This window comes from Streptomyces formicae (assembly GCF_002556545.1).
Classification (GTDB): domain Bacteria; phylum Actinomycetota; class Actinomycetes; order Streptomycetales; family Streptomycetaceae; genus Streptomyces; species Streptomyces formicae_A.
Window position 1 is genome coordinate 6,365,868 of sequence record NZ_CP022685.1, and the last position, 20,173, is coordinate 6,386,040.

The 20,173-nt window shown below is 71.0% G+C and carries 21 protein-coding genes; 14 read left to right on the forward strand and 7 right to left on the reverse strand.

Features of this window, described 5'->3' with window-relative positions; all coding sequences use genetic code 11:
• Positions 1–72 precede the first annotated feature (72 nt).
• On the forward strand, positions 73–1,275 hold the full coding sequence (locus KY5_RS28030) for an acetyl-CoA C-acetyltransferase (RefSeq protein ID WP_098244825.1): 1,203 nt from the start codon (positions 73–75) through the stop codon (positions 1,273–1,275).
• 68 nt (positions 1,276–1,343) lie between these two features.
• Positions 1,344–2,300, forward strand: a complete 957-nt coding sequence (meaB, locus tag KY5_RS28035) for a methylmalonyl Co-A mutase-associated GTPase MeaB (RefSeq protein WP_098244826.1) — start codon at positions 1,344–1,346, stop codon at positions 2,298–2,300.
• 81 nt (positions 2,301–2,381) lie between these two features.
• On the opposite strand, the gene KY5_RS28040 is transcribed toward meaB, so the two are convergent.
• A complete protein-coding gene (locus tag KY5_RS28040; RefSeq protein ID WP_098244827.1) occupies positions 2,382–3,077 on the reverse strand; it encodes a PepSY domain-containing protein in 696 nt (231 codons plus the stop codon).
• 122 nt (positions 3,078–3,199) lie between these two features.
• Here KY5_RS28040 and KY5_RS28045 point away from each other — a divergent pair, with 122 nt between their 5' ends.
• A complete protein-coding gene (locus tag KY5_RS28045) occupies positions 3,200–3,865 on the forward strand; it encodes a response regulator transcription factor (protein ID WP_098244828.1) in 666 nt (221 codons plus the stop codon).
• Entirely contained in the window at positions 3,862–5,316 is a 1,455-nt protein-coding gene (locus KY5_RS28050) for a sensor histidine kinase (RefSeq protein ID WP_098244829.1), read from the forward strand. The genes KY5_RS28045 and KY5_RS28050 overlap by 4 nt, the downstream gene beginning before the upstream one ends.
• 55 nt (positions 5,317–5,371) lie before the next feature.
• On the opposite strand, the gene KY5_RS28055 is transcribed toward KY5_RS28050, so the two are convergent.
• The 4 genes from KY5_RS28055 to KY5_RS28070 all read right to left on the reverse strand — a co-directional run bounded on the left by KY5_RS28055 (position 5,372) and on the right by KY5_RS28070 (position 8,060).
• Positions 5,372–5,848: a MarR family winged helix-turn-helix transcriptional regulator gene (locus tag KY5_RS28055; RefSeq protein WP_098244830.1), complete on the reverse strand. Its 477-nt coding sequence runs from the start codon at positions 5,846–5,848 to the stop codon at positions 5,372–5,374.
• Between the two features lie 118 nt (positions 5,849–5,966).
• Positions 5,967–6,722, reverse strand: coding sequence for an AIM24 family protein (locus KY5_RS28060; protein WP_098247521.1), 756 nt, complete (start codon positions 6,720–6,722; stop codon positions 5,967–5,969).
• Between the two features lie 47 nt (positions 6,723–6,769).
• Entirely contained in the window at positions 6,770–7,420 is a 651-nt protein-coding gene (locus KY5_RS28065; RefSeq protein ID WP_098244831.1) for an AIM24 family protein, read from the reverse strand.
• 1 nt (position 7,421) lies between these two features.
• On the reverse strand, positions 7,422–8,060 hold the full coding sequence (locus KY5_RS28070; protein ID WP_098244832.1) for an AIM24 family protein: 639 nt from the start codon (positions 8,058–8,060) through the stop codon (positions 7,422–7,424).
• Positions 8,061–8,228: 168 nt separating this feature from the next.
• On the opposite strand from KY5_RS28070, the gene KY5_RS28075 reads away from it, so the two are divergent.
• From KY5_RS28075 to KY5_RS28105, 7 genes are all read left to right on the forward strand, one after another.
• On the forward strand, positions 8,229–8,573 hold the full coding sequence (locus tag KY5_RS28075; RefSeq protein WP_098244833.1) for a DUF3817 domain-containing protein: 345 nt from the start codon (positions 8,229–8,231) through the stop codon (positions 8,571–8,573).
• Positions 8,570–8,863, forward strand: coding sequence for an MTH1187 family thiamine-binding protein (locus KY5_RS28080; RefSeq protein WP_055549079.1), 294 nt, complete (start codon positions 8,570–8,572; stop codon positions 8,861–8,863). The genes KY5_RS28075 and KY5_RS28080 overlap by 4 nt, the downstream gene beginning before the upstream one ends.
• A gap of 213 nt (positions 8,864–9,076) precedes the next feature.
• A complete protein-coding gene (locus KY5_RS28085) occupies positions 9,077–9,781 on the forward strand; it encodes a hypothetical protein (protein WP_098244834.1) in 705 nt (234 codons plus the stop codon).
• Positions 9,778–10,467: a DUF4166 domain-containing protein gene (locus KY5_RS28090; RefSeq protein WP_098244835.1), complete on the forward strand. Its 690-nt coding sequence runs from the start codon at positions 9,778–9,780 to the stop codon at positions 10,465–10,467. Before KY5_RS28085 ends, KY5_RS28090 begins: the two co-directional genes overlap by 4 nt.
• On the forward strand, positions 10,464–11,117 hold the full coding sequence (locus KY5_RS28095) for a TetR/AcrR family transcriptional regulator (protein ID WP_098244836.1): 654 nt from the start codon (positions 10,464–10,466) through the stop codon (positions 11,115–11,117). The genes KY5_RS28090 and KY5_RS28095 overlap by 4 nt, the downstream gene beginning before the upstream one ends.
• 703 nt (positions 11,118–11,820) lie before the next feature.
• Positions 11,821–13,650: a glycosyltransferase family 2 protein gene (locus KY5_RS28100; RefSeq protein ID WP_418952881.1), complete on the forward strand. Its 1,830-nt coding sequence runs from the start codon at positions 11,821–11,823 to the stop codon at positions 13,648–13,650.
• Between the two features lie 3 nt (positions 13,651–13,653).
• Complete coding sequence (locus KY5_RS28105) at positions 13,654–15,612, forward strand: kelch motif-containing protein (protein WP_098244838.1); 1,959 nt, start codon at positions 13,654–13,656, stop codon at positions 15,610–15,612.
• 75 nt (positions 15,613–15,687) lie between these two features.
• Here KY5_RS28105 and KY5_RS28110 read toward each other — a convergent pair whose 3' ends face one another.
• Both KY5_RS28110 and KY5_RS28115 read right to left on the reverse strand, forming a co-directional pair.
• Positions 15,688–16,716 carry a glycoside hydrolase family 6 protein gene (locus KY5_RS28110; protein WP_098244839.1) on the reverse strand — a complete coding sequence of 343 codons (1,029 nt, stop codon included), beginning with the start codon at positions 16,714–16,716 and terminating at the stop codon, positions 15,688–15,690.
• Between the two features lie 87 nt (positions 16,717–16,803).
• Positions 16,804–17,805: an ArsR/SmtB family transcription factor gene (locus tag KY5_RS28115; RefSeq protein ID WP_098244840.1), complete on the reverse strand. Its 1,002-nt coding sequence runs from the start codon at positions 17,803–17,805 to the stop codon at positions 16,804–16,806.
• 159 nt (positions 17,806–17,964) lie between these two features.
• On the opposite strand from KY5_RS28115, the gene KY5_RS28120 reads away from it, so the two are divergent.
• The 3 genes from KY5_RS28120 to KY5_RS28130 all read left to right on the forward strand — a co-directional run bounded on the left by KY5_RS28120 (position 17,965) and on the right by KY5_RS28130 (position 20,159).
• Positions 17,965–19,239 (forward strand): MFS transporter, encoded by a 1,275-nt coding sequence (locus KY5_RS28120; protein ID WP_098244841.1) that lies wholly within the window; start codon positions 17,965–17,967, stop codon positions 19,237–19,239.
• 10 nt (positions 19,240–19,249) lie between these two features.
• Entirely contained in the window at positions 19,250–19,759 is a 510-nt protein-coding gene (locus tag KY5_RS28125; protein ID WP_055556497.1) for a MarR family winged helix-turn-helix transcriptional regulator, read from the forward strand.
• Between the two features lie 67 nt (positions 19,760–19,826).
• Entirely contained in the window at positions 19,827–20,159 is a 333-nt protein-coding gene (locus KY5_RS28130) for a DUF3817 domain-containing protein (RefSeq protein ID WP_098244842.1), read from the forward strand.
• Positions 20,160–20,173: the final 14 nt, after the last annotated feature.

Here is a 20,173-nt window from a genome sequence, read left to right on the forward strand (position 1 = left end):
TGACGCGGGCAGTACCGCTCAGTACATTCAGATAAACCCTCGTTAACTTCTCCTCCCAAGGGGCCGTGGCACATGTCTGGAACGACCGGCACCACCTCAGTGATCGTCGCGGGCGCGCGCACGCCCATGGGCCGCCTGCTCGGCTCCCTGAAGTCCTTCTCCGGCGCCGACCTGGGCGGTTTCGCCATCAAGGCCGCGCTCGACCGGGCCGGCATCGGTGGCGACCAGGTGCAGTACGTGATCATGGGCCAGGTGCTCCAGGCCGGGGCGGGGCAGATCCCGGCACGCCAGGCGGCGGTCAAGGCGGGCATCCCGATGAACGTCCCCGCACTCACGGTGAACAAGGTGTGCCTCTCCGGCCTCGACGCCATCGCGCTCGCCGACCAGCTGATCCGCGCGGGTGAGTTCGACGTGGTCGTCGCCGGCGGCCAGGAGTCCATGACCAACGCCCCGCACCTGCTCCCCAAGTCCCGCGAGGGCTACAAGTACGGCGCGATCGAGATGCTCGACTCCATGGCGCACGACGGTCTGACCGACTCGTTCGACGGTGTCGCGATGGGCGAGTCGACGGAGAAGCACAACACCCGCCTCGGCATCGCGCGCCCCGAGCAGGACGAGATCGCCGCGGCGTCCCACCAGCGGGCCGCGGCCGCGCAGAAGAACGGCATCTTCGAGGCCGAGATCACCCCCGTCGAGATCCCGCAGCGCAAGGGCGACCCGGTCCTCTTCAGCAAGGACGAGGGCATCCGCGCCGAGACGACCACCGAGTCGCTCGGCAAGCTGCGCCCCGCCTTCGCCAAGGACGGCACCATCACGGCGGGCACCTCCTCGCAGATCTCCGACGGCGCCGCGGCGGTCGTGGTGATGTCCAAGGCCAAGGCCGAGGAGCTCGGCCTCGACTGGATCGCGGAGATCGGCGCGCACGGCAACGTGGCGGGCCCGGACAACTCGCTCCAGTCGCAGCCCTCCAACGCCATCCAGCACGCCCTGAAGAAGGAGGGCCTGGCCGTCGACGACCTCGACCTCATCGAGATCAACGAGGCCTTCGCGGCCGTCGCGGTGCAGTCAATGAAGGACCTCGGGGTGTCCTCGGAAAAGGTGAACGTCAACGGCGGGGCCATTGCCCTGGGTCATCCGATCGGGATGTCCGGCGCCCGCGTCGTCCTGCACCTCGCCCTCGAACTGAAGCGGCGCGGCGGCGGTGTGGGCGCGGCCGCGCTGTGCGGCGGCGGTGGCCAGGGCGACGCGCTGATCGTCAAGGTGGCGAAGGGCTGACCGCCCAGGTGGCGAGGGGCTGAACCCACGGCCGACCGTGTCCCGTACGTAGCGAACGGAGCTGTTTCATGCAGGACGTCCCCACCCTGGTGGCGCAGGCCCGCGAGGGCAGGCCGCGGGCCGTGGCCCGGCTGATCTCCCTGGTGGAGGGGGCGTCCCCGCAGTTGCGCGAGGTGATGGCCGCGCTGGCCCCGCTGGCCGGGCGCGCGTACGTGGTGGGCCTCACCGGGTCGCCCGGAGTCGGCAAGTCGACATCGACGTCCGCGCTCGTGAGCGCCTACCGGCGTACGGGCAAGCGGGTCGGCGTGCTCGCCGTGGACCCGTCGTCGCCGTTCTCCGGCGGCGCGCTCCTCGGCGACCGGGTGCGGATGTCGGACCACGCGTCCGACCCCGGCGTCTACATCCGCTCGATGGCCACGCGCGGCCACCTCGGCGGGCTCGCGTGGGCCGCGCCGCAGGCCATCCGGGTCCTGGACGCGGCGGGCTGCGACGTGATCCTCGTCGAGACCGTGGGCGTCGGGCAGTCCGAGGTGGAGATCGCCTCGCAGGCCGACACCTCGGTGGTGCTGCTCGCGCCCGGCATGGGCGACGGCATCCAGGCCGCGAAGGCCGGAATCCTGGAGATCGGCGACGTGTACGTCGTCAACAAGGCGGACCGCGACGGCGCGGACGCGACGGCGCGCGAGCTCAACCACATGCTCGGGCTCGGCGAGTCCCGCGGCCCCGGCGACTGGCGGCCGCCCATTGTCAAGACGGTCGCGGCGCGGGGCGAGGGCATCGACGAGGTCGTCGAGGCCCTGGAGAAGCACCGCGCCTGGATGGAGGAGCGGGGCGTCCTCGCGGAGCGGCGCGCGGCGCGGGCCGCGCACGAGGTGGAGGCCATCGCGGTCACCGCCCTGCGGGAACGGATCGGCTCCCTGCACGGCGACCGCCGCCTGTCGGCTCTCGCGGAGCGGATCGTGGCGGGCGAGCTGGACCCCTACGCGGCGGCCGACGAACTGGTCGCCGGATTGACGTCGGGCTGAGCGCGCGGCGGAGGCGGCGTCGGTGACGCCGCCTCCGTGGGGGACGGGGTGGTGCTCGGCGCGGCCCCGGTCAGCGCTGCCTCAGTCGTCGGAGCCGTCGTCGTCGTGGTCCTGACCGTCACGGTCGTCGTGGTCGTCCTTGCCGCCGCGGTCGTCGTGGCGGTCCGAGCGGTCGGCCGTGACCTTGTCGCCCTTCAGGCCCACGTGCCAGTCGGCCTCGGCGCCCTTGGCGTCGGTCGTCTCGACCTCCCAGGCACCGGCCGTACCGTCGTCGTCCAGGTCCACGGAGGTCACGGTGCCCTTGGCCGCGGCGGCCTTCGCCGCGTCCCCGGCGCTGGTGGACGCGCCCTTGAGCGCGGAGTTCACGCGGGCGGTGTCGGCGGCGTCGTCACCGTCGTCGTCCTTGTCGACCCAGGAGCCGAGGACCTTGCCGGTGCCGGGGTCGACCTCGACGTTGTGCCAGGTGCTGCCCTTCAGGACGTCGACGTCCCAGACCAGGCCGCCGTCCTCGTCGTCGAGCTCGACGGAGACCGCGGTGCCCCGGGTCTCCGCGAGGGCCGCCCTGATCGCGTCCGCCGCCGACACCTTCGCGGCCTTCGCCTCGCTGACGTTCTCCACCGTGTCGTCGCGCTCGTCGTCCTTGACGTCCTTGACCTGGACGCTGGAGTGCTCGGCGGCCGTCGACTCGTCGTCGCCGGTGACCGCGAGGGCGGTGGCGGTGCCTCCGGCGACCAGCGCGGCGGCGGCGACGGTGGCGATGACGATGTTGCGCTTCATGAGGGGTCCCTCCCGAGACGGTGGCGTTCGCTTTCGACGAGGACCAATCTGGCGCGGCGACCCTGAACCCAGCCTGAAGCCGCCTGAAGAACTCTTCAGGTTCGCTCTGCCACCCTGAGCGCATGCGTTTGTTGATCGTGGAGGACGAGAAGCGGCTCGCGCTGTCCCTGGCCAAGGGCCTGACCGCGGAGGGCTACGCCGTCGACGTCGTCCACGACGGCATCGACGGGCTGCACCGCGCGAGCGAGGGGACGTACGACCTGGTCGTCCTCGACATCATGCTGCCCGGCATGAACGGCTACCGGATCTGCTCCACGCTGCGCGCCGCGGGCAACGACGTACCGATCCTGATGCTCACCGCGAAGGACGGCGAGTACGACGAGGCCGAGGGCCTGGACACGGGCGCCGACGACTACCTCACCAAACCCTTCTCGTACGTCGTGCTCGTCGCCCGGGTGAAGGCGCTGCTGCGCCGCCGCGGAGCCGGCGGGCCTTCGCCGGTGCACACGCTGGGGGCGCTCAAGGTCGACACGGCGGCGCGCCGCGTCTTCCGCGCCGACGACGAAGTCACCCTCACCACCAAGGAGTTCGCGGTCCTCGAACAGCTGGTGCTGCGGGCCGGTGAGGTGGTCTCCAAGGGCGACATCCTGGAACACGTCTGGGACTTCGCGTACGAGGGCGATCCCAACATCGTCGAGGTGTACATCAGCACGCTGCGCCGCAAGCTGGGCGCCACCCTCATCAAGACCGTGCGCGGCGCGGGCTACCGCCTGGAGGTGCCGCGATGAGGCGGCTCTTCGGCTCGGTGCGGGCCAGGGCCACGCTCGGCGCCGCTCTCGTCGTCGCCCTCGCCCTGGTCGCCGCGGGCGCCGCCGTACTGCTCTCGCTGGGCGACAACCTCACCGGCCAGGCGGACGCCCGCGCCAACTCCGCCGCCCGCGAGGTCGCCTCGCAGCTCGTCTCGGGCCGCTCGTACGCCGATCTCGACCTGCCGGACAGCGAGGACAGTCCGGTGCAAGTCGTGGACGAGGACGGCAGGTTGGTGGCGGTCGGCGAGGATCTGGAGCGGATCAGCGGCACCGGCGTCGACGCGGTGAAGCCGGGGCCCGCGACGGGGCAGCCGTCGGGTGACGACGACAGGGAAGAGAAGGGGGAGGAGGACTCCGGGGCCGACTCGGGAGCCGGTGAGATCTCCGACGACACCGAGTACAGCGAAGGGTCGGCCACCGTCGACGGCGAGAGCGCCGACTACCGCTTCGCCGCCGTCGAGGTGAGCACGGAGGACGGGTCGAAGGGGGACCTCACCGTCTACGCGGGCGGCTCCCTCTCCGACGAACAGAGCGCGGTGTCCACGGCGTTGACCTCGATGCTGGTCGGCTTCCCGCTGCTGCTCGCCGTCGTCGCGGGCACCACCTGGCTGGTGACGCGCCGCGCGCTGCGCCCGGTGGCCGCCATCACCGAGGAGATGTCCGCGATCACCGCGTCGGAGGACCTGGCGCGCCGGGTCCCCGAGCCGGACACGCACGACGAGATCGCCCGTCTCGCGCGCACCACGAACGAGACCCTCACGGCGCTGCAGACCTCCGTGGAGCGCCAGCGCCGGTTCGTCGCGGACGCCTCCCACGAGCTGCGCAGCCCCATCGCCTCGCTGCGCACCCAGCTCGAAGTGGGCGCGGCCCACCCGGAGTTGCTGGACGTGGACGGGGCGGTCGAGGACACCGTGCGGCTCCAGGAGCTCGCCGCCGATCTGCTCCTGCTCGCCCGCCTGGACGCGGGGGAGAAGCCGGGCGGGGCGCGGGTCGACCTCGCGGCGCTCGTCCGCGAGGAGCTCTCGCAGCGCACCAGGGACCGCGTCGACGTGCGCATGGACCTGAAGAGTCTCGAAGTCGCCGGTTCCCGTGGTCAGTTGGCGCGGGTGCTCGGCAATCTCCTGAACAACGCACAGCGGCACGCACGCTCCCGGGTCGCGGTCACCACGAGGACCGATGGTGCCTGGGCGGTCCTCGAGGTGGCCGATGACGGGAGCGGCGTGCCGGAGGGCGAGCGTGAGCGGATCTTCGAGCGCTTCGTACGCCTGGACGACGCACGCAGCAGGGACGACGGCGGGGCCGGGCTCGGCCTCGCGATCGCGCGGGACGTGGCGGTGCGGCACGGCGGCACCCTCGTGGTCCGGGAGGCGCCGTCGGGCGGTGCGCTCTTCGAGCTCCGGCTGCCGATCCCTCAGTCGTCGGCGGAGTGAGGGGTGCCGCTGCCGGGTGCGAAGAAGTGCGGGTGCGAGGACGCGCGGGTGGGCGTCAGGGCTTGCCGCGCTGTCCCCGCAGGTGCTCGGCGATCGGGGTCAGCGCCTTGTGCAGATCGCCGAGCGCCTCGGGCGAGACGAGGTCGACGAAGTGTCGCCGCACGGAGGCGACGTGGTGTGGTGCCACCTTCTGCATGGTCTCCATGCCCTCCTCGGTGAGGACGGTGTAGAGGCCGCGCCGGTCGGACTCGCAGTTCTCACGGCGCACCAGGCCCGCGTTCTCCATGCGGGTGATCTGGTGGGAAAGGCGGCTCTTGGACTGCAGAGTGGCGGCGGCGAGATCGCTCATGCGCATCCGCAACTCATCGGATTCGGAGAGGTGCACGAGGATGTCGTAGTCGTTCATGGTCAGGTTGAACGGCTGAAGGTCTTTTTCGAGCTGATACGTCAGCATCCTGTTGACCTCCACGTGGATGCGCCAAGCGCGCTGTTCCTCATCGGTCAGCCACTGCGGGGCCGTCTCGGTCTCCATGGAATCGATTCTACCTAAGAAGTTGAAAGGTGAACGAATGGTGGGATGTGACGCGCCTCGCACCCCCTGCCTCACGGAGGGGCACAGACGTTCGCCGTCACACTCCGCAGACTACCGCTCACAGCCCGAAGCGACGCTGGAGGTCCCCCAGTTGTCCGGGAAGACGCGGTGCGCCCGGCTGCTGTCCCGGTTGACCCGGAGTGCCCCGTCCGCCCGGCACGCCCGCCTGGTGCGGTACCTCTCCGGTGGCCTGCTCGGGCATGAGCGCCTCGGTCGACTGCAGCAGCACGGTGCCCGCGCCCACGAACTCGAACTGGTGCTCCTCTCCGGAGGTGCCGCCGATGCCGGTCAGTGCCCGCACGCCTCCGATCACGCCCGTGAGGTATCCGTGGTCGTAGTGATGGCACGGCGAGGGGCAGTCGGCCCAGCCGACGAGCGCCTGCGGATCCACCCGGATCGGCGGCTCCATGAAGACCACCGGGCCGTTCGAGGCGGCGACGAACTTGCCGGTCCCGATCAGCGTCAGAAACCCCGGAACGATCGATTGCTTCAGCGCGAGAGTTGGCTGAAAAGCGAGGAGGTTGCCGGAGCGAATGGTCAGGTTGCCGTCTTCGAGGTCGTACGAGTTCACGTCGAAGGCCCGGTCGGCGAGGAGCATCTTGCCCTGGCCCTCCGCCACGACCCAGTCGCTCGCGTGCAGCGGCGAATGAAAGCTGGTCCGGACCAGGCGGTCCAGGCGGCCGTGCCCGATGCCGTTGAAGTCGACCCGCCCGTAGTAGGCGATCATCTTCCCCTTCTGCAGGAACCACTGGCTCGCCTTGAGCTCCACGCAGAAGGTGTACGCGTTGACGTTGTCGTCGCTCGGCAGCGTCATGGGGTCGAAGACGGCAGGAGCGCCCGCCGGAGTCGAGACGTTCGGGTTCACAGCTTCTCCTCCGAGGCCTGGACGTACACCGTGCCGCTGCCCGACAGCTCCAGCTGGAACGCCTCGCCGGAGCCGCGGCCCACCATGTCGCGCCAACCGAGGGCCGTGGACAGCTTGTTGCGTACGTCACCGTGGTGCGCGACGTACGCCTGCGGGTCGACGTGCACCGGGCGCTGCGGGGAGATCGGGACCTCGATGACTCCGCCGTGCGCCATGACGGCGACCGCGCCGTGCCCCTTCAGGGTCGTGGTGAACAGGCCCTGGCCGCTGACCTGGCCGCGCACCATGCCCATGACGCCGCCCTGCGAGCCCATGAACATGGTGCCCTGCTGGAGCGTGCCGTCGAAGGCGAGCAGCCGGTCCGCCTCCACGTAGAGGGTGTCTCCGGAGAGGCCGATCACCTGGATGTGATGGCCGCCGTGCCCGAAGAGGACCGTGCCGCTGCCCTCGACGGTCATCAAGGGGGTCGCCTCGCCCGCGACCCGGCGCCCGATCATGGACATCAGGCCGCCCTGCCCGCCCTGGATGTTGGGGGTGAAGGAGACGTCCCCCTTGTAGGCGAGCATGGCGCCGCGCTGGCTGAAGATCTTGGTCCCCGGCTGCACCGTGGCCTCGATCATCTTCGAGTTGATCTCCTGGAAGGGCATGTCAGACGTCCCCCGCGATCGTCGCCCGCTCGCTGGGCTGCACATAGACGAGGCCGTCGCCCTCGAAGCGGATCTGGAAGGCCTCGCCGCCGCCCTCGCCCATGAAGGTGCGGAAGGTGACGCCGGACTGGAAGCTCTGGTGGAGGTTGCCCTGGTGCGCGATGTACGCCCCCGGGTCGACCGTCAGCGGGTACTGCTGGGAGACGCGCAGGACCACCGCGGGTCCGTCGGAGATGATCGCGGCCTGCCCGCTGCCCTCGACGGTCGTGGTGAACAGGCCGTTGCCCTGGGTCGCGCCGCGCAGCCCGGTGAAACTGGTGCCCGTGCGCAGCCCCGCGTCGGTGCAGAGCAGGTTGCTCGCTTCCACGTAGAGCTTGTCGCCGTGCAACTGGACGAGATTGATCTCGGTGGCACGGTCGGCGAACCAGCACGTGCCGTGCCCCTTCACCTCCATCACCGTCATCTGCTCGCCGGTGACGCGGCGGGTCACCATGCCCCGTATGCCCTCGCCGCCGCCGGTCATCTTCTTGAAGGCCATCTGGCCGTCGTACGCGACCATCGAGCCGTTCTTCGCCTTCACGGCATCGCCGGTCATGTCGACCGCGAGCACTCTGCTCCCCTGGAGCCGGAACGTAGCCACGAACCGACGGTAGCCGCCCCGTACCCGCCCAGAACAGGGTGAAGGGCCCTGAGCGAACCCCGAGAATGCCCCGATGTCACAATGGGGGTCGCTTGTGCGCGCGTTCACAAGATCGGCGCGCGCCGTGCGTCCGCCCCCTCCCGCCGCCCACCCACCCGAAGGTGCTCCGTGGACATCAAGACCGCTTCCGCACTCCGCCGCCTCCGCCTGGTCTCGGCCCCCGAGGCCGTTTCCTTCCTGCTGCTGCTCGTCTGCTCGGTGCTCAAGCGGACCTCGGACTTCAACGCCGTGCCCGCGATGGGCATGATCCACGGCGTGCTCTTCGTCCTCTACGTGCTCTTCTGGCTCGACGCCTGGAACCGCACCAAGTGGGACCTGAAGACCGGCGCCCTGTACTTCGTGCTCTCCGTCCTGCCGACCGGCGGCTTCTTCGCCGAGCGCAAGCTGAAGCGCGAGGCCGAGGCCGCGGTGATCGCCTCGCGCGCCCGTCGTGAGGGAGTCGTGGGCGCATGATCGTCGCCTTCTCCGTGACCCCGCTGGGGGTCGGTGACGACGTCGGCGAGTACGTCGCGGACGCGGTCCGCGTGGTCCGCGAGTCCGGCCTTCCGAACAGGACCGACGCCATGTTCACCTCCGTCGAGGGGGAGTGGGACGAGGTGATGGACGTGATCAAGCGCGCCGTCGCCGTCGTGGAGGAGCGCGCGCCGCGCGTCTCGGTCGTCATGAAGGCGGACATCCGCCCCGGCGTGACGGACGGCCTCACCTCCAAGGTGGAGACGGTGGAGCGTCACCTCTCCGCGTAAGCGCTTCGCCGGTTGACCGGCGCGTGCCCCCGCGGGCTGCGTGTGGCCGGTCGCGCAGTTCCCTGCGCCCCTTCGGGGGCCCGGAAATCCCCCGCCCTTCCGGGTGGGGGATTTTTTGTGCCCACCGACTTGAGCGAGTGCTCAAATATCTGTACCTTCCCTCGAAGAAGACTTGAGCAGTCGCTCAAAAACACGCTGACGTGGGGGTTTACCGTGAGCCTGTACATCGAGGCACGCATACGCGCCGATCTCGACGACCTCTGGGCCCGCACCCAGGAACCCGACCGGCACCAGCGCTGGGACCTGCGCTTCACCGAGATCGACTACCTGCCGCGCCAGGAGGACGAGCCGCAGCACTTCCGGTACGCCACGCGCGTGCTGCCCTTCCTGGCCGTCGCGGGCACCGGAGTCTCCGCGGGGGAGAAGCGCCGCCCCGACGGCACCAGGACCTCCGCGCTGCGCTTCGCGTCGCCGCACCCGCTCTCCCTCCTCGAAGAGGGCAGCGGCTACTGGCGCTACGTGCCGACCGACGACGGCGTCCGCTTCGTCACCGGCTACGACTACCGCCCGCGCTGGGGCCGCTTCGGGCGGATCGCCGACCGTGCGCTCTTCCGCCCCCTGATGGGCTGGGCGACGGCCTGGTCCTTCGACCGGCTCAGGCTCTGGCTGGAGCGGGGCATCACCCCCGAACGCGCGCTCCTGCACGGCGTCGCGGAGATCGTCGTGCGCGTCCTGTGTGTCGTGGCGGCCGTCCTCCTGGCCCCCTGGACGGCCATCGCGACGGCGGCCCTGATGCTGATGCTGCCGCCCCTGCCGACGACCCCCGCGGCCCGCCGCTGCCTGCGCACGCCGCCGGAACGCGCGCGTGCCCCGCGTCTCCTCACCACCCTCGCCACCGCCAAGGAGCAGTCGTCATGACGCGACCCGCGTCGATCTTCAGGAGCGTGATGGGCGCCGACTTCGAGCGCCTCCACCCGCAGATCCAGCGCCGCTTCTCCGTCGGCCTGGCGAGCGGCGAGGCGTGCACGGGCCGGGGCGTGATGGACCGGATCTGGCACGGCAGGGGCTTCGTGAAGCCGTTCCTCGCGGCCGGTGGCACGCGCAACATCCTCGTACCGCGCCAGGGCAGGAACGTGCCCTTCGTCATCGAGAACGTGCCGTACGCCGACACGTACGGACGTGAGACGGTGACCTTCGTGCGCACCTTCGACCTGCCAGGCGGCCCCCGCCGCTTCGACGCCCAGATGGTCCTGAGCCCCAAGGGCGACCGCGTGCTCGACTACCTCGGCACGCACCAGCACCTCGCCAGCGACCTGCACTTCAGGGCCGAGCCCGACGGCTCGCTCGTGATCCGCTCCGGAGAGCACCGTTTCCGGGAGGGCCCGGTGGACTGCCGCGTGCCCTCGCTGATCGGCGGCGACGCGGAGGTGCGGGAGTCCTACGACGAGCGGACCGGCCGCTTCCGGATCCAGGTGCGGGTGGTGAACCGGCACTTCGGGCCGCTCTTCGGGTACGAGGGTTCCTTCACGGCGACGTACGCGGACGTCCGTGCCTGTGGAGTCCGTCCCGGTCTGCGCCCGGTGCGCGAGGAGGCGCGCGCGTGACACCCGCGAAGGACCCGGCCAAGGGCCTGGAGACCCGGACCAAGCTGCTCGACGGCGCGTTGCGCACGCTCACGGAGCAGGGCATCGCCAAGACGTCGGCGCGGACGATCGCGGCGGCGGCGGGGGTCAACCAGGCGCTGGTCTTCTACCACTTCGGCTCCGTCGACGAACTCCTCTCCGAGGCGTGCAGACACGGTACGGAGCAGCGCGTGACGCGCTACCGGGAGCGGCTCTCCGGCATCTCCTCCCTCTCCGAACTGCTCGCCTTCGGGCGGGAGATGCACGAGGAGGAGCGCGAGGCCGGGCATGTCGCCGTCCTCGGGCAGTTGCTCGCGGGGGCGCAGACGCAGCCTCGCCTCGCGGCGGCGACGGCGGCGGGGCTCGCCCTCTGGATCGAGGAGATCGAGAAGGTCCTGACCCGGGTCCTTTCCGCCTCCCCGCTCGGGGAGTTCGCGGATCCGGTGGGGCTTTCCCGGGCGGTGGCGGCGTCCTTCGTCGGTCTTGAGCTGTACGAAGGGGTGGACGCCGTCGGGACGGAGAGGGCGCTCGAGTCCTTGGAGCAACTGTCCACGCTGGTCACGGCGATCGAGGACCTGGGCCCCATCGCGCAGCGCGCGGTCCGCCACCGCTTGCGCCGCGTCCGGCCCTGACCGGCTGCGCCGGGGCCGGCGTCCCGGTCACGCCCCTCGGCACGGCACCTGCGCCTGCCTGCGACATGTGGACGCCCCGGCCCTCGCCCCTCGGCGACGGGGGCTGTGCCCACCCGTTCCGCCCTGCGGAACATCTGCCCACAGCGGCGGCTACCGGCACCGGCGCGGTCCGCTACAGCGGTGGCCACGGGTATCGGTGCGGTCCGCCACAGCGGTAGCCACCGGCATCGGCGTGGTCCGCCACAGCGGGAGTGGGAGCGGCCCGGGCACCGGTGCCCCCACAGCGGTAGGACCACCGGCCCGCAGTCGCGAGCGGGCCCGAGGGGACGTGGCGGTATGTCCGCCCGGAGCACTCGCGGCCACGTGCCGAGGTGCCCGGAGTGTGGCGGTCATCTGGGACGGCGAGGACGGACATACCGCCGCGGCCCCGCCCCACACCCGCACGGAAGGCGCAGCCGCCGCCGCCCCCCCCGCACGGTCGGCGCAGCCCTCACTCCGCCCCCACCCGCAGGGAAGGCGCAGCCGCCGCCCCACCCCCACCCGCACGGAAGGCGCAGCCCCCCGCCCCCCGCCGAAGGCAAAGGCACCGCAACCCCCCACCCGCAACCCCACCAAAACCGCCCACCCTAAAACCGCTCGCACGGGCGAACCCCGTTCGACACGCCGGGGAAACTCCACTTTTGTGTGGGTATCGGTTTGTTCGATCACCATCGATCACCAGAACCTGGAGGGCGCTGTGCCGCAGCCGGAGGGCTTCGACTACGACACCCACAGCACGCTCGCCGGCCCGCTCACCGAGCCCGCCGCCGGCGAAGCCAAGGACGGCAGCGGCTATCGGGTCCAGTACAGCAAGCTCCTCTCCCGCGAGCCGCACCGAATACGCGCCGTGCTCCTGATGACACTGGCCCCCGTACTCACCGGCCTGCTCCTCGTCTACCTCGTCTGGCCCACCCACTGGACCGAACGCGAGGGCGGCGACCGCTGGCTGATCGGCCTGGACATCACGATGCTCGTGGCGATCGGACTCATCGAGCTCTTCATGCTCGTGAACGTCGTGTCGATCGCCCACGCGACGATGGTGGCGAGGGACCCGATCCCCGTCGTCCCCGAAGAAGGCACCCGCGTCGCCTTCCTCACCACCTACGTCCCCGGCAAGGAACCCCTCTCCATGGTCCGCGCCACCCTGGAGGGCGCCGTCCGGATCCACCACACGGGCCCCCTGGACGTATGGCTCCTGGACGAGGGCGACGACCCCGGGGCCAAGGCCCTGTGCGAAGAGCTCGGCGTGCACCACTTCACCCGCCACGGCGTACCGGAGTGGAACCGCAAGAAGGGCCCGCACAAGACCCGCACCAAGCACGGCAACTACAACGCGTGGCTCGCCATGCACCACGCCGACTACGAGTTCTTCGCCTCGGTCGACACGGACCACGTCCCGCTCCCCAACTTCCTGGAGCGGATGATGGGTTACTTCCGGGATCCGGACATCGCGTTCGTCGTGGGACCGCAGGTCTACGGGAACTACACGACCGCCGTCACCAAGGCCGCCGAGTCCCAGCAGTTCCTCTTCCACGCGCTGATCCAGCGCGCGGGCAACCGCTACCGCGCCCCCATGTTCGTCGGCACGAACAACGTCGTACGCATCAGCGCGCTGACCCAGATCGGCGGCCTGTACGACTCGATCACCGAGGACATGGCGACCGGCTTCGAGCTGCACCGGCGCCGCAACCCGCTCACCAAGCGGCACTGGCGCTCGGTGTACACGCCGGACGTGCTGGCCGTCGGGGAGGGCCCGGCGTCCTGGACGGACTTCTTCACGCAGCAGATGCGCTGGTCCAGAGGGACGTACGAGACGCTGTTCAAGCAGTACTGGAAGGCACCGTTCACGATGCCGCCCGGGCGCCTGTTCTCGTACACGCTGATGCTCGTGTACTACCCGATGACGGCGGTCAACTGGCTGCTCGGCGTGCTCAGTTGCGTGCTGTTCCTGTGGTTCGGGGCGAGCGGGACGCAGGTCGCCGCCTCCGTCTGGCTCATGCTCTACAGCGACGCGGCGGCTCTCCAGATCGGCCTGTACCTGTGGAACCGCCGCCACAACGTGTCCCCGCACGAGCCGGAGGGATCCGGCGGCCTCGCGGGCATGGGGATGTCGGCGCTCTCCGCGCCCATCTACGCCAAGTCCCTCGGCGCCGCCTTCGTGCGCCGCCCGAGCCGCTTCGTGGTCACGCCCAAGGGCGGCGACGCCAGCCCGGACCGCCTGCTGACGTTCCGCATCCACCTGTTCTGGGCGGCCGTGCTCGTCAGTTCGCTCGTCGCCTCCTTCGTGCTCGGCCACACCCACGTGGCGATGCGCACGTGGGCGGTGCTCGCGATGGTCATCTCCCTCGCCCCGGTGACGATCTGGGGCTGCACCACGGTCAAGGAGCGCAGGGCGCGCAAGGAGGCGGTGCGGCGGGCCGCCGCACCGGAAGCCGAAGCGGAGGGCGAGCCGGAGCCGGCGTTCGCCACCGGCACGACGACAGGAGGGAACTGACCCATGGCCTACCGGCCCTCGAAGCGCACCAAGAAGACGCTCATCGGAGTCGGCGCGGGCGCGCTGCTCGTCGGACTGAACGCCCCCGCCGCGCTCTCCTTCGCCGAGGAGCAGTACTACGAGTACAAGATCGCCCAGCCCGGCTACAAGAAGAAGTACGGGTCGTGGAAACAGGTCGGCATTCCGGAGGAGTACCGCACCAACGCCATCCACGCGGCGCTCCTGCACACCGGCAAGGTCCTGATCGTGGCGGGCTCGGGCAACGAGCAGAAGAAGTTCGACGCGGGATCGTTCGACACGATCCTGTGGGACCCGAAGAACGACACGTTCAAGAAGATCGACACGCCGGAGGACTTCTTCTGCTCCGGACACGCCCAACTCCCCGACGGGCGCCTCCTGGTGGCGGGCGGCACCGCCCGCTACGAGCTGCTCGACGGCGAGGTGGAGCGCGCGGGCGGCGGCATGCGGGTGAAGAACGAGAGCCCGGACAAGACGGTGAGCATCAAGAAGGGCACCACGTTCCGTTCGCCTTCCGGCGTTGAGTACGTCAGCAAGTTCGACGTCGAAGTCCCCAAGGCGAAGCGGGACTTCGAGATCTCGTACTCCAAGGCCGGGGTGATGCAGCCCTGGAAGACGAAGGTCAAGGCGAGCGAGGTGCGGGTCTTCGTCGAGGCGAAGGAGCCGGGCAGGCAGGCGGTGACGGAGAAGTCGGCGCAGTACGAGATCGAGGGCCTCGCGGGCGAGGACGCGGACAACGCGTACGGCATCGCCGAGAAGATCGACATGGAGAAGCAGGACTTCCAGGGGATCAAGGCGGCGTACGAGTTCGACCCGAAGGCCGAGAAGTACATCCCGGTGGACCCGATGGACAAGGCCCGCTGGTACCCCACGCTGGTGGGTCTGGAGGACGGCAAGGTGCTCGCGGTCTCCGGACTCGACGACGTGGGCGTCATCGACCCGGGCGACAACGAGATCTACGACCCGAAGACGAAGCAGTGGTCGGACGGCCCCAAGCGGTACTTCCCGACCTACCCCGCGCTCTTCCTCACCAAGGGCGGAAAGCTCTTCTACCCGGCGTCGAACGCGGGCTACGGCCCCGCCGACAAGGGCAGGGAGCCGGGCCTGTGGGACCTGGAGACGAACGAGTTCGAGAAGGTCCCCGGTCTCGAGGACCTCGACCAGACCGAGACCTCGGCGTCCGTGCTGCTGCCGCCCGCGCAGGATCAGAAGGTGATGATCATGGGCGGCGGCGGGGTCGGCGAGTCGGAGAAGGCGACGCGCCGCACGGCGGTCATCGACCTCAAGGAGGACAACCCGTCCTTCAAGACGGGACCCGAACTCCCGCAGGGCACCCGGTACTTGAACAGCGTGCTCATGCCGGACGACTCGGTGTTCACGTCCAACGGCTCCGCGGACTACCGGGGCCGCAGCGGGAGCAACATCCTCAAGGCGCAGTTCTACGACCCCAGGACCAACGCCTTCCGCGAGGCCGCGTCACCCAAGGTGGGCCGCAACTACCACTCCGAGGCGCTGCTGCTGCCCGACGGACGGGTCGCCACGTTCGGCTCCGACCCGCTCTACGACAACGAACAGAACACCAAGCTCGGCCACTTCGAGCAGCGCATGGAGATCTTCACGCCGCCCGCGTTGCACCGGGGCGGGAAGGACCGCCCGGTCCTCGGCGAGGGTCCCGAGCAGCTCCCTGCGGACGGTAGGGCGACGTTCCGCACCGACCACCCCGAGAACATCGCGTCGGCCCGGCTGATGCGCCCGAGCGCGGTGACGCACACGACGGACGTGGAACAGCGCTCGATCGCCCTCGACGTCGGCAAGGGCAAGGGCGCGGTGACCGTGGACGTGCCGAGGGACGACGCGGCGCTCGTGCCGCCCGGCTGGTACATGCTGTTCGTCACGGACAAGGACGGGGTTTCGTCCGAGGCGAAGTGGATTCATGTGAAGTGAGTCGAGGTGGGGAGCGGGGGGGGGGGGGGGGGGGGGGGGGGGCGTCGTGGCTGATCGCGCAGGTCCCCGCGCCCCTTACGGGGTCGGCTTCGCGTTCCTGGCGAGCCCCAGCGCGTAGTCCGGCCACCACTGCCCCGCCGCGGGGCCGCCCCGGCACGGCCCGTCCGAGTCGCCGGGGCGCTTGATCCACAGGACGGCGTCGAGGAGCGGATCGCCGGTGTGGTCGGTGGGCGGGGTGCCAAGACCCCGCCCCGGCGGGTTGCACCAGGCGTCCTGGCGGTCGCCCACCAGGGGCCCCTTGCCGTTGCGGCTGGTGTCCATCACGAAGTGCTTGCCGCCGACGGTGGCCGAGAGCGTCCGGCCGTACGCCTTCGTCGTCTCGTCGTCCTGGAAGTTGGAGACGTTCAGCGAGAACCCGTCGGCCCGCGCGATGCCCGCCTTCTGGAGCGGCTCGGTGAGCTTGCGCGCGTCGGAGATCCAGCCGGGGTTGCCCGCGTCCAGATAGACCTTCGTCTTCGGCTGCCGCTTGAGCCGCTGGATGGCGTCGGAGAGCAGCGCGAAGCGGTCGGCGTGGTACTCGGCGGGGGTGCAGCCGTCCACGATGTGCGGGACCGCGTCCGGTTCGAGGACGACCAGGGCGGGCGCGGTGCCGATCGCGTCGGCGAAGGAGTCCACCCAGGTCCGGTAGTAGTCGGCGCTGCCCGCGCCGCCCGCCGAGTGCTGGCCGCAGTCGCGGTGCGGAATGTTGTAGGCGACGAGCACCGCCGTGCGCCCTTCGGCCGCCGCGCCCCCCGTCGCCTCCTTGATGTCGGGCGCCGGGTCGTCCCCGGCGGGCCAGACCGCCACCGGCTGCTCGGAGATCCGCTTGAGCACCTCGGCGTCCCGGTCGCGGCCCTGCTCCTGCCACTGCTTGACCTGGCGGGCGGCGGCGCTGTCCGGATCGACCCAGAAGGCGCCGCCGGGCGCCGGGGTGCCGTCGGTGGCGGGGCCGCGCACGGCGGACGCCTCCTGCGGCCCTGACCCGGAGCCCGATGAGCAGCCCGCCGCGAGCCCGAGGGCGGTCAGGGCGGCGAGTGCCGTGCAGGTGCGGAGCAGCCGGTGCATCAGGACCCCTTGGGCGTCGGCGACGACGCTGACGACGGTGACCGCGAAAGTGACGGCCGGTCAGCCCCGCAATCGTTACATAAAGGACTAATCCCGCCCTTGTGCCACACCGCCCCCGGTGACGAGCGCGATGCCCAGGGGCGTGCACTCGTAGAGCACCTGGTGCCCGTACCGCCGCGACACCAGGAGCCCGGCGCCCCGCAGCGCCCCCAGGTGCGCCGACACGGTCGACGGCGCGAGCCCCAGCCGGTGCGCGAGCGTCGACGTGGTGGCGGGCGCGTCGAGCGCGGCAAGCACCGTGGCGCGCCCCCGGCCGAGCAGCCGCACGAGCGCCGCGGGCGTACGCTCCGACGGCTCCGCCCACAGCCCCGCGATGCCCCGCACCGGATAGGCGAGCGTCGGCTGCCACGGCGGATCGAACCCGCTGATCACGTCGGGCCACGAGAAGACGCTCGGGATCAGGACCAGGCCCTGCCCCGCCAGATGCCGCACGTGCTCCTCGTGCCACTCCACGGTCAGCGTGCCCGCGTCCCACGACAGCCGCCGGTCGAGCTCGGGGAGCAGCCCGCCGAGCCCGACCTCCGCGAGCCGCCGCGAGTGGAAGGCGACATCCGCCTCCAGGAGCGCCCGCAGACGCGGCCAGTCCGGCTCGATCAACGCGTGCCAGGCGGCCTCCAGGGCATCCGCCAGCTCCCGCACCGCCCCCGCGGGATCGGCCAGCAGCGCCCGCCCCCTTGCCGACTCCGCGGCCCCCGGCGTACAGGCGAGCGCCCGCGCCAGATCCTCCCTCGCCGCCCCGGGGTCGGACGCGCGGACACCCGCGATCTCCTCCTCGAAACGGGCGGCGGGCCCGATCGGCGGCGGCCCGAGGAAGTCGGGGGAGTGCCCGCGCTGCGGCATGAGCAGCCACAGGCCGCTGAGGTCGAGCTCCCGGCTCGCCGCCCGGATGCGGCGCAGCCAGTGCGGGTGGTAGCCGTGCCGGTCGCGCCGCTTGAGCGTCCGCACCGCCTCCTGCGTCTCCCACAGCGGCGACACCGCGAACCGGCAGCGCAGCAGATCGTCCTGCCCGAAGTGGATGTGGAACGGCATGTCGCCCCCCTGAACCGGATGCCCACTGTCCGGATGCCGACTGCCCGGATGCCCACTGTCCGGATGCCGACTGCCCGGATGTCGACTCACCGGATGCCGAAGATTCGCCCCAGCCCGAAACTCTAGGCCGCCCGCCGCCCCGCGCGTGAGGCTGCGGCCATGCCAGCAGAGCCCACCGGGTACACCCGTGTCTTCGCCGTACGCGAGTTCCGCACCGTCTTCGCCGCGCACGCCTTCTCCCTGCTCGGCGTCGTCGTCAGCGAGATCGCCCTGACCGTGCTCGTCTACCGGCTCACCGGATCACCGCTCCTGAGCGCCCTCACCTTCGCGCTCGGGATGCTCCCCTACCTCGTCGGCGGGACGCTCCTGTCCGGGATCGCCGACCGGTACCCGCCACGCCGGGTCCTCGTCGTCTGCGACCTGCTCTGCGCGGCCTGCGCCGCCCTCATGGCACTGCCCGCGACCCCCGTCGCCGTGCTCCTCGCGCTGCGCGCCGTCAACGCCCTCGTCGCCCCCGTCTTCAACGGCACCCGCATGACCACCCTCACCGACGTCCTCGGCGACGGCGACCTCTTCGTCCTCGGCCGCTCCCTGCTGCGGATCGTCTCGCAGAGTTCCGTCCTCGTCGGTTTCGGCCTCGGCGGCGTCCTCCTCACCTTCGTCCCGCCGCGCGGCGCGCTCGTCATCACCGTCGCCACCTTCGCCCTCTCCGCACTCCTCCTGCGCTGCGGCACGAAGCGGCGGCCCGCGCGCGAGGGCCGGGGCGGCGGGACGCTGGTGCGGTACTCGCTCGGCGGCACCCGGCAGGTGCTCGCCGACCGCCGCGTCCGCGCCCTGCTCCTGCTCTTCTGGGCGCCGCCCCTGTTCATGGTCGCCCCCGAAGTGCTCGCCGCCCCCTACGCGGACGAGATCGGCATCGGCGTCGCGGGCGTCGGCCTGCTGATGTGCGCCCTGCCGGTGGGCACCATCGCCGCCGAGCTGTACGTGGGCTCCGCGCTGTCCGCCGCCGCGCGCGCCCGCGTCGTCCTGCCCCTCGCCGCGCTCACCCTGCTCCCGCTCGCCGTGTACGCGCTCACCCCCGGCCTCGTCTGGGCCGTCGCCGCACTGGTCGTCGCGGGCGCCGGATCGGCGTACACCCTGGGCCTCGACCGCTGGTTCGTCGACGCGGTCCCCGACGAACTGCGCGGCCGCGCGATGACCGTGCACACGGCGGGCCTCATGACCGTCCAGGGCGCGGGGATGGCGCTCGCGGGCCTGGCGGCCGAGTTCTTCGCGGTGAGCACGGTGGTCGCCGCCGCGGGTGTGCTCGGTACGCTCTGCTGTCTGCTCCTGGTGGCCGAGGTGCGGCGCACCGCGCCCCGTCCCGTGCCTGCCGCACGGGAACATGCGCCCGAATTGCGAGACGGGGCTGACCACCATGTGACCGACGGGTAAGGTCGATTCCGTGCCGAAGCCGCTCAGCCTCCCCTTCGATCCCATCGCCCGCGCCGACGAGCTCTGGAAGCAGCGCTGGGGTTCGGTCCCGGCGATGGGCGCGATCACCTCGATCATGCGCGCGCACCAGATCCTGCTCGCCGAGGTCGACGCGGTCGTCAAGCCGTACGGACTCACCTTCGCGCGGTACGAGGCGCTGGTCCTGCTCACGTTCTCGCAGGCCGGGGAGTTGCCGATGTCGAAGATCGGCGAGCGGCTCATGGTCCACCCGACGTCGGTCACCAACACGGTGGACCGGCTCGTGAAGTCCGGCCTCGTCGACAAGCGCCCCAACCCGAACGACGGCCGCGGCACGCTCGCCTCCATCACGGAGAAGGGCCGCGAGGTCGTCGAGTCGGCGACGCGCGAACTGATGGCGATGGACTTCGGGCTCGGGGTGTACGACGCGGAGGAGTGCGGGGAGATCTTCGCGATGCTGAGGCCCTTGCGGGTGGCGGCGGAGGACTTCGAGGAGAAGTAGCGCCGCCGGTTCGGCCCGGGGCGGGGGCGGCGAAGATCGCGCGATGCGGACGGTTACGCTCGTAGCCATGAAATCCAGCGTGCTGACCCGCTACCGGGTGATGGCTTACGTCACCGCCGTCATGCTCCTCATCCTGTGCGCCTGCATGGTGGCCAAGTACGGCTTCGACAAGGGCGAGGGCCTGACGCTCGTCGTCTCCCAGGTCCACGGCGTGCTCTACATCATCTACCTGATCTTCGCCTTCGACCTGGGCTCCAAGGCGAAGTGGCCGTTCGGCAAGCTCCTGTGGGTGCTCGTCTCCGGCACGATCCCGACGGCCGCGTTCTTCGTCGAGCGCAACGTCGTCCGCGACGTCGAGCCGCTGATCACCGACGGCTCCCCGGTCACCGCCAAGGCGTAACCCCACCGCCACGG

Excerpts from the sequence above, each read along its gene's own strand:
- KY5_RS28050 (WP_098244829.1), top strand. The coding sequence starts at position 3,862 with ATGAGGCGGCTCTTCGGCTCGGTGCGGGCCAGGGCCACGCTCGGCGCC.
- KY5_RS28120 (WP_098244841.1), top strand. The coding sequence starts at position 17,965 with ATGCCAGCAGAGCCCACCGGGTACACCCGTGTCTTCGCCGTACGCGAG.
- KY5_RS28115 (WP_098244840.1), bottom strand. The coding sequence starts at position 17,805 with ATGCCGTTCCACATCCACTTCGGGCAGGACGATCTGCTGCGCTGCCGG.
- meaB (WP_098244826.1), top strand. The coding sequence starts at position 1,344 with ATGCAGGACGTCCCCACCCTGGTGGCGCAGGCCCGCGAGGGCAGGCCG.
- KY5_RS28065 (WP_098244831.1), bottom strand. The coding sequence starts at position 7,420 with ATGCCCTTCCAGGAGATCAACTCGAAGATGATCGAGGCCACGGTGCAG.
- KY5_RS28130 (WP_098244842.1), top strand. The coding sequence starts at position 19,827 with ATGAAATCCAGCGTGCTGACCCGCTACCGGGTGATGGCTTACGTCACC.
- KY5_RS28045 (WP_098244828.1), top strand. The coding sequence starts at position 3,200 with ATGCGTTTGTTGATCGTGGAGGACGAGAAGCGGCTCGCGCTGTCCCTG.
- KY5_RS28080 (WP_055549079.1), top strand. The coding sequence starts at position 8,570 with ATGATCGTCGCCTTCTCCGTGACCCCGCTGGGGGTCGGTGACGACGTC.
- KY5_RS28060 (WP_098247521.1), bottom strand. The coding sequence starts at position 6,722 with ATGACGCTGCCGAGCGACGACAACGTCAACGCGTACACCTTCTGCGTG.
- KY5_RS28105 (WP_098244838.1), top strand. The coding sequence starts at position 13,654 with ATGGCCTACCGGCCCTCGAAGCGCACCAAGAAGACGCTCATCGGAGTC.
- KY5_RS28030 (WP_098244825.1), top strand. The coding sequence starts at position 73 with ATGTCTGGAACGACCGGCACCACCTCAGTGATCGTCGCGGGCGCGCGC.
- KY5_RS28110 (WP_098244839.1), bottom strand. The coding sequence starts at position 16,716 with ATGCACCGGCTGCTCCGCACCTGCACGGCACTCGCCGCCCTGACCGCC.
- KY5_RS28040 (WP_098244827.1), bottom strand. The coding sequence starts at position 3,077 with ATGAAGCGCAACATCGTCATCGCCACCGTCGCCGCCGCCGCGCTGGTC.
- KY5_RS28055 (WP_098244830.1), bottom strand. The coding sequence starts at position 5,848 with ATGGAGACCGAGACGGCCCCGCAGTGGCTGACCGATGAGGAACAGCGC.
- KY5_RS28090 (WP_098244835.1), top strand. The coding sequence starts at position 9,778 with ATGACGCGACCCGCGTCGATCTTCAGGAGCGTGATGGGCGCCGACTTC.